The 7,367-nt window shown below is 65.8% G+C and carries 5 protein-coding genes and 1 pseudogene; 3 read left to right on the top strand and 3 right to left on the bottom strand.

Annotated features, from left to right (window positions below; translation table 11 throughout):
* Positions 1-231: 231 nt before the first annotated feature.
* The 3 genes from RM96_RS28905 to RM96_RS28895 form a co-directional block, all read right to left on the bottom strand.
* Entirely contained in the window at positions 232-888 is a 657-nt protein-coding gene (locus RM96_RS28905) for a methyltransferase family protein (protein ID WP_039015168.1), read from the bottom strand.
* 10 nt (positions 889-898) lie between these two features.
* Entirely contained in the window at positions 899-2,233 is a 1,335-nt protein-coding gene (locus RM96_RS28900) for a PQQ-dependent sugar dehydrogenase (RefSeq protein WP_082016756.1), read from the bottom strand.
* Between the two features lie 130 nt (positions 2,234-2,363).
* On the bottom strand, positions 2,364-3,068 hold the full coding sequence (locus tag RM96_RS28895; RefSeq protein WP_039015167.1) for a glutathione S-transferase N-terminal domain-containing protein: 705 nt from the start codon (positions 3,066-3,068) through the stop codon (positions 2,364-2,366).
* A gap of 443 nt (positions 3,069-3,511) precedes the next feature.
* Here RM96_RS28895 and RM96_RS28890 point away from each other — a divergent pair, with 443 nt between their 5' ends.
* The 3 genes and pseudogenes from RM96_RS28890 to RM96_RS37870 form a co-directional block, all read left to right on the top strand.
* On the top strand, positions 3,512-4,000 hold the full coding sequence (locus RM96_RS28890; protein WP_039015166.1) for a fimbrial protein: 489 nt from the start codon (positions 3,512-3,514) through the stop codon (positions 3,998-4,000).
* 68 nt (positions 4,001-4,068) lie between these two features.
* Positions 4,069-4,893 (top strand): fimbria/pilus periplasmic chaperone, encoded by an 825-nt coding sequence (locus RM96_RS28885; RefSeq protein ID WP_039015165.1) that lies wholly within the window; start codon positions 4,069-4,071, stop codon positions 4,891-4,893.
* A gap of 137 nt (positions 4,894-5,030) precedes the next feature.
* Positions 5,031-7,367: pseudogene (locus tag RM96_RS37870) on the top strand (fimbria/pilus outer membrane usher protein); the annotation flags it as partial.

Raw genomic sequence — 7,367 nt, 5'->3', positions numbered from 1 at the left:
CCCATACCCGTACAAAAACCGTCGAACACTACGATAAGACTGGCCGTCCGCCGAGGACAGACGGCGCCTTTTGCCTACTTTTGGGCGCCGTCCAAAAGTAGATCGCCCGGCAGGGCGAAACCGGGCCGTCGACCTACGACAGCGCCGATCCGCAGCCACCAATCGCCAGTGCAGGTAGCCCCAAACCGCTGATATGCAGCTCAGCCTCCCCCTGCAATTCGGCGATGAAGCCTAATAAACCCCCGGAATCAACCTCGAAGTCCTCCCACGGTAAGCCTCATACTCGTCCCCAAACTGCGCCCTGAGCAACGCCTCTTCCGCCCTGATCCGCGCCAGCAACGGCACCAGCATCATCGCGGTCAGCAGTACGCCGATGCCGGAACGAAACACCAGCGCCCATCCCAGCGAATTGATCATCAGCCCGAGGTAGCTCGGATGGCGAATCACGCCATAGGGTCCGCTGGTCACCAGCGCATGTCCGGGCTGGATCGCCACCAGTCCGCTGAAGCGGCGTCCGAGGACAAACACCGGCCACAGGCGCAGCGCGCCGCCGGCGGCGTATAGAAAAACGCCGAGCCAACGCACGGCATCGCCGCCGAAGGTCCACACCTCGTGCCGGTCGGACCATGCCGGCAGCCACGCCAGCAGCAGCCCGAGCACGCCGAAGGCTGCCAGCACCCAGCGATTGTCGCGGTCCTCCCGTTCGCCGGCACTCATGTTGCCGCGGCTGAACAGCGCGGCCACGGTCAGCAGCAGCGTGACGACGGCGACCGCCGTGCGGGCAGGATGGGCGAAGAACGCGGCAAATCCGCCCCACCCGGCAACGGCAATGCCGACATAGGCAAGCGTTCCGGCCAGTGCGGCAACGGCCATGCCTGGCGTGGTCATCGTTCAGCCCCTACTTCGCCCCGCTCACGCGCCAGATGGTATTGCCGACGTCGTCGGCCACCAGCAGGCTGCCGCGCTTGTCGATCACCACGCCCACCGGGCGGCCCTGCGCTTCGCCGTCCTTGCTGAGGAAGCCGGTCAGCACGTCGAAAGGCGCGCCTTTCGGGCGGCCGTTGTCGAACGGTACGAAGATGACCTTGTAGCCGGCGAACGGCTTGCGGTTCCATGACCCGTGCTGGCCGACGAACATGCCGTCGTGGAAGCGCGCCGGCAGGCTGTTGCCGCCAGCGGCGGCCAGGCCCAGCGAGGCGGTATGCGCGCCCACCGCGTAGTCGGGCGCAATCGCCTTCGCGACCAGGTCCGGCGCCTGCGGCTTGATGCGTTCGTCCACGTGCTGGCCGTAGTAGCTGTAGGGCCAGCCATAGAAACCGCCGTTGCGCACCGAGGTGATGTAGTCCGGCACCAGGTCGCTGCCGATTTCGTCGCGCTCGTTGACGGCTGTCCACAGCACGCCGGTCACGGGTTCCCATGCCATGCCGTTCGGGTTGCGCAGGCCACTGGCGAAGATGCGGTGCTGCCCGGTCTTCCGGTCGACTTCCCAGATTGCCGCGCGTCCGGCTTCCTTGTCGATGCCGTTCTCGCCGACATTGCTGTTGGACCCGACCGTGACATACAGCTTGCTGCCGTCACGGCTGGCGATGATGTTCTTGGTCCAGTGATGGTTGAGCGTGCCGGCCGGCAGGTCCACCACCTTCTGCCCGGCGGCGGTGATGCTGGTTTGTCCGGGCTGGTAGGGGAACCGCAGCACGGCATCGGTATCGGCCACGTAGAAATCGTTGCCGACCAGCACCATGCCGAACGGCGAATGCAGGTCCTTCAGGAAGACCGAGCGCTGGTCGGCCACGCCGTCGCCATTGGTATCGCGCAGCAGCGTGATGCGGTTGGCGCTGGGCGCGGCGGCCCCGGCGCGCGCCATCAGCTTGTTCATGATCCAGCCGCGGATGCCCTTGCCGTCGTCCGGCTTGGGCGGCGCATTGGTCTCGGCGACCAGCACGTCGCCATTGGGCAGCACGTACAGCCAGCGCGGATGGTCCAGCTTGTCGGCGAAGGCGTTGACCGCCATGCCGTCGCCGGCCACTGGCCTGGCGCCATCGGCCCAGCCCCTGGCCGGCGCGACGTGAACGGTGGGAATGGCGGTGTGGTTGGGGGCCGGCAGTTGCGGCATCGGGCCGAAACCCGCTTCGGAAGGCAGTCTGGCCGATTCGGTGCAGCCACAGAGCACGGCGGCAGCCACGCATGCCGCCGCGGCACCGCGGGCGGTTCGGGAAGGGTGAGGCAGCTGCATGGTCCTGGCTCCTCGAGGCATTGCGGATCTGCCTTTGACTATAGGATGCGTTTCGGACACATCACTGTAGGCGCTGCGGAAGGCGTCTTGTAGGACAATGCCGCCCTGCGGCGCCGAAGCCCTCCCGTGCTTACCCCCGATGCGGCGTATCCAGTCCCTTCACCACGGCCGGCCGCTTCAGGAACACGTCCAGCACGCGCGTGACGTGGGGGAAGTCCTGGATGCCCACCAGGTCGCCCGCCTCATAGAAGCCCAGCAGGTTGCGCACCCAGGGGAAGGTCGCGATATCGGCGATGGTGTAGGCGTCGCCCATGATCCATGCGCGGCCGGCCAGGCGGTCGTTGAGCACGTTGAGCAGGCGGCGGCTTTCCTCCACGTAGCGCTTCAGCGGGCGCTTGTCCTCGTAGTCCTTGCCTGCAAACCGGTTGAAGAAGCCGACCTGGCCGAACATCGGGCCGATGCCGCCCATCTGGAACATCAGCCACTGGATTGTTTCATAGCGGCCGGCGGGGTCGGCGGGAATGAATTTGCCCGACTTGTCCGCCAGATACAGCAGGATCGCGCCGGATTCGAACAACGGCAACGGCTTGCCGCCCGGACCATTCGGATCGAGGATGGCCGGGATCTTGTTGTTGGGGTTCAGCGAAAGGAATTCCGGCGAGAGCTGGTCATTGGCGTCAAAGCGCACCAGATGCGGCTCGTACGGCAGGCCGGTCTCTTCCAGCATGGTCGATACCTTCACGCCATTGGGCGTGGGCAGCGAATAGAGCTGGATGCGGTCAGGATGTTGCGCGGGCCATTTGCGGGTGATGGGGAACGCGGACAGATCGGGCACTTTGGCTCCTGGTTCGGGCACTCCGGTGCTGCGAGGAGAGCCTTGGGACAATGGAAAAGCCCGATGATAAACCCGCCCCGCCGCGCTTGCCGGCGGGGCCTGCATACCCCGTTGCGGGGGCGCAATTGTAGCTGCCTGCGGCACTCCCCCGCCAATCAGCCGAGCCTCCTCAGAAACATCCCACCTCGCGTCCGGCCGGACGCGACGACCTTTCGTCCCCGGGCCTCCGCTTCCCCAGGCCCGTAGCCGCTTTCCCGCCAGAAACAGCCAAATCAGAAACGTGCGATTTTTTGCAAAAAAGCGCGGATCCCTTCGCCAACTTTAGGGGAATTGCGATTTCGGGCGTGCTTGCCGGACCTTAATGTTCGGGCTCGTTTCTCGAGCGAGAAATGACCTGCGAGAAGGCATCGCAGCCCGTTCAATCCCACCCACGATCATCCGCAATGAAAACCAAGCTGATCTCTGCTGCCACCGTCCTTGGCGCAGCACTGGCGTCTCAACTGGCCAATGCGGCCGATGGCACCATCACCTTCACCGGCAACATCACCTCCCAGACCTGCACCATCTCCGGCAACGGCTCCGGCGGCAAGGACTTCACCGTCGCGCTGCCGAAAGTCTCGACAGCGTCGCTGAGCACCGCCGGCAAGACGGCCGGCCGCACCCCGTTCACCATCAACCTGAGCGCCTGCACGCCGACCAGCGGCATGAAGCTCAGCGCGGGCGACGCCTCGAACGTGCAGATCGCCCTGCTCAACGGCATCGATGCCTCCGACATCAAGGCCGGCGCCACCGACGCGGCGCAGAACTCCAAGTCAGTCGCCCTTTCCGGCGGCTCGGCAACGCTGAGCTACTACGCGCAGTACTACGCCACGGGGGTCGCCACTGCCGGCACCGCCAACTCCAGCGTGATGTACACCATCGCCTACCAGTAAGCAGGCGCCCGCCACATCGGGACGGCGGCGGGCCTGCCGTGCGTCCCTGCCTATCCCTACCGCGCAACATGCATCCGCAAACGACAAGCAAGACTCTCCTGTATGCACGCCTCGCGCTTGGCCTGGCGCTTGGCCTGACTGTGTGCTCCGGTGCGCAGGCTTCCATCGTCATTGGCGCAACGCGGGTCGTCTACAAAGCCCAGGATACGGAAGTCACGGTCAAGCTCAGCAACGAGGGGCGCAATCCGGCACTGACCCAAGTCTGGCTCGATACCGGCAATCCGAACGACGACCCGTCCCTGGTGAGCACGCCCTTCACCGTGGTGCCGCCGCTGGCGCGGATCGAAGCCGGGAAGGGGCAAACCCTCCGGATTCTGCATACCGCCAGTGAGCCGATGGCGACGGACAAGGAATCGCTGTTCTGGCTGAACGTACTGGAAGTGCCGCCCAAACCCAAGGCAGGCGGCGGCGCGGAGAACACCCTGCAACTGGCCTTCCGCTCGCGCATCAAGCTGTTCTACCGGCCCTCGGAACTGCAAGGCTCGGCGGCGCAGGCGCCGGAACAGGTCCGGTGGCGCCTGGTCCGTGGCGGCAGCGCCCCCGCGCTCGAGGCCACCAACCCCACGTCTTTCCATGTTTCCTTCACCACGCTGGAATTGCTGAACGAGCGTGGCGCCGCGGAGCCGGCATCCGAACCTATCGCCGCAAGCATGGTGGCGCCCGGCGCAACGAAGCGCTTTGCGCTGCCCGAAGGTACCGCCATCACGGCCGGAACGAAGGTTCGGTATCACGCCATCAATGACTACGGCGGCGACGTCGAAGGTATCTCGATGCTCGATCCCGGCCATTCAGCGGCGCACGCTTCCACCACACCGCAGCAAGCCGCTCCCTGACCGCAGACTGCCATTGCGCCCGGTCGCGCGTGTCTGAAATCCCGGCACGGCGCGATCCATCCCGCCGGAATCAGATAGCCAACGGCCGCGCTGCGCGGCTCCGGGCCGCGCCGTGCCCGGAAGCGAGATTGATTGACATGTTCAGACGAAAAGCCGAGAGCCACCCCGCCAGACTCCGCCTGCGCCCGCTGAGCGCCATCCTCCTGCCATTGCTGGCGGGTGGGGCCCTTGCGGAGCCGGACAAGCCGGCCGATCCCACGCTGGTGGCAGAAGTTGAATTCAACGACACATTCCTCGAGCGTTTCGGCCTGGGCAAGACCGATATCAGCCGCTACAGCAAAAGCAACGTAGTGGCGCCGGGGCGCTATCGGGTCGACCTGCACGTCAACGGATCATGGATGGGCCGGCATGACATCAGCATGGAGCCCGAGCCGGGACAGGCGGGCAGCGTGCGACCCTGCTTCGACCGCGCGCTGCTCGATCGGATTGGCGTGGACATGGCGAAGCTCGAGGCGGCAAGACAGGCGTCCGGCCAGGAACCCGTGCCGGCCTCGGGCTGCCTGTCATTGCCGGAGCTGGTCCAGGGTGCCCGCGCGGACTTCGACAGCGGCGACCTCCGCCTGGACGTCAGCGTGCCGCAGATCGCCATGCGGCATCGCGCCCGCGGCTTTGTCGAACCGGAACACTGGGACGATGGCGTCAATGCGGTGCAGCTCCAGTACGAGGCCAATGCCTATCGCACCGATACGCAGGGCATGTCATATACGCAGGGCTATGTCGGCCTGCGCGCCGGCGTCAACGTCGGGGCCTGGCGGCTCCGGCACAGCGGAAGCCTCAACTACGACAATGGTGCGGACACCAGCTACCAGGCCACGCAGACCAATCTCCAGCGCAGCATTGCGCCGATACGCAGCCAGCTGGTCATCGGCGACGCCTTCACCGATGGCTCGGTGTTCGACAGCATCGGGTTCCGCGGCGTGCAGCTTGCCAGCGATGACCGCATGGTTCCGGAATCGCAGCGCGGCTACGCGCCGACCATCCACGGCATCGCCAACAGCAATGCACGGCTGCAGATCCGCCAGAACGGCAACATCCTCTACGAAACCACGGTGTCCCCCGGCGCATTCGAGATCAACGACCTCTATCCGACCGGCTACGGCGGCGACCTCGAGGTGATCGTGACGGAGGCGGATGGCAGCGTGCGGATCTCGAAAGTGCCCTTCGCCGCGGCGGTCAATGCGCTGCGGCCGGGCATCACGCGGTTCAGCGTCACCGCCGGCCAATACCGCAACACCAGCGTGCAGGAGAAGCCGATGATGGTGCAGGGCACCCTGCAGCACGGCTTCACCAACCTGCTCACCGGCTACGGCGGCGTGGCGCTTGCCGAGGGCTATGCGTCGGCGGTGCTGGGCGCGGCCCTGAACACCGACTACGGCGCCTTCAGTGCAGACGTCACGCATGCCAGCACGCGGCTGCAGAACATGCCCGACCGCAGCGGCCAGAGCCTGCGGGTGAACTACAGCAAGCCACGCGCGGCTTCCTGAGCCTCGCCGATGCGATGGCACTGCGCGACCTGGATGGGCGCGACAGCGGCTATGCCATGGGCGGCATCCAGCGCGGCAGGCTGCAACTGACCGTGAGCCAGACCCTGCCCGGCAGGCTCGGCTCGCTCTACCTGTTCGGCTCCACCCAGACCTACTGGAACCAGCCGGACACCGATACGCAATTCCAGCTGGGCTACAACAACAGCTTCCGACGCATCAACTTCGGCGTGACTGCGTCGCGCCAGTTCAATGTGAGCAGCGCAAAGTGGGAGAACCGCGTCATGCTCAATGTCGGCATTCCGCTTGGCAGGGCTGCGCAGGCGCCCTACTCGATGACCAGCGTGCAGAGCGATTTCAACGGCGCCACCAGCGTGCAGGAATCGGTCAGCGGGTCGCTTGGCGTCGATAACGCGTTCACCTATGGACTCAATGCCGGCTACAACGGCGACCGCAACGGCAGCAGCACCAGCATCGGCGGCAATGTCGGCTACGTCTCGCCGGTGGCAACGCTCACCGGCAGCATCGGCAACAGCCGCAACTACTCCCAGGGCAGCGTCGGCATCGCCGGCGGCATCGTCGCCTATGCCGGTGGCGTGGCCTTCTCGCCGAGCACCAGCGAAACGGTGGCCGTGGTCGAAGCGAAGGATGCCGGTGGTGCGCGGGTAGTGAACACCAACGGCCTGCGCGTGGACCCATGGGGCCACGCAGTTGTGTCCGGCCTGATGCCTTTCACGCGCAACGAAATCGAGGTCGATCCGCAAGGGCTGCCGATGGACGTGCAGTTCAAGGCAACGACGCAGGCCGTGGTGCCCACGGCGGGCGCGGGGGGGGGGGCGCATTTCGATACGGAAAGCATCGGCCGGGCGGCTATCCTGCACGCCACCTTGCCTAATGGCAAGCCACTACCGTTTGGCAGCGATGTGCTCGACG

This window comes from Cupriavidus sp. IDO (assembly GCF_000812465.1).
In the GTDB taxonomy this organism is placed as follows: domain Bacteria; phylum Pseudomonadota; class Gammaproteobacteria; order Burkholderiales; family Burkholderiaceae; genus Cupriavidus.
Note: the sequence above shows the minus strand (reverse complement) of the source record. Positions and strands in the feature narration are given on the sequence as shown.

Coding starts and splice junctions, on each gene's coding strand:
- RM96_RS28905 (WP_039015168.1), bottom strand. CDS start 888: ATGACCACGCCAGGCATGGCCGTTGCCGCACTGGCCGGAACGCTTGCC.
- RM96_RS28900 (WP_082016756.1), bottom strand. CDS start 2,233: ATGCAGCTGCCTCACCCTTCCCGAACCGCCCGCGGTGCCGCGGCGGCA.
- RM96_RS28890 (WP_039015166.1), top strand. CDS start 3,512: ATGAAAACCAAGCTGATCTCTGCTGCCACCGTCCTTGGCGCAGCACTG.
- RM96_RS28885 (WP_039015165.1), top strand. CDS start 4,069: ATGCATCCGCAAACGACAAGCAAGACTCTCCTGTATGCACGCCTCGCG.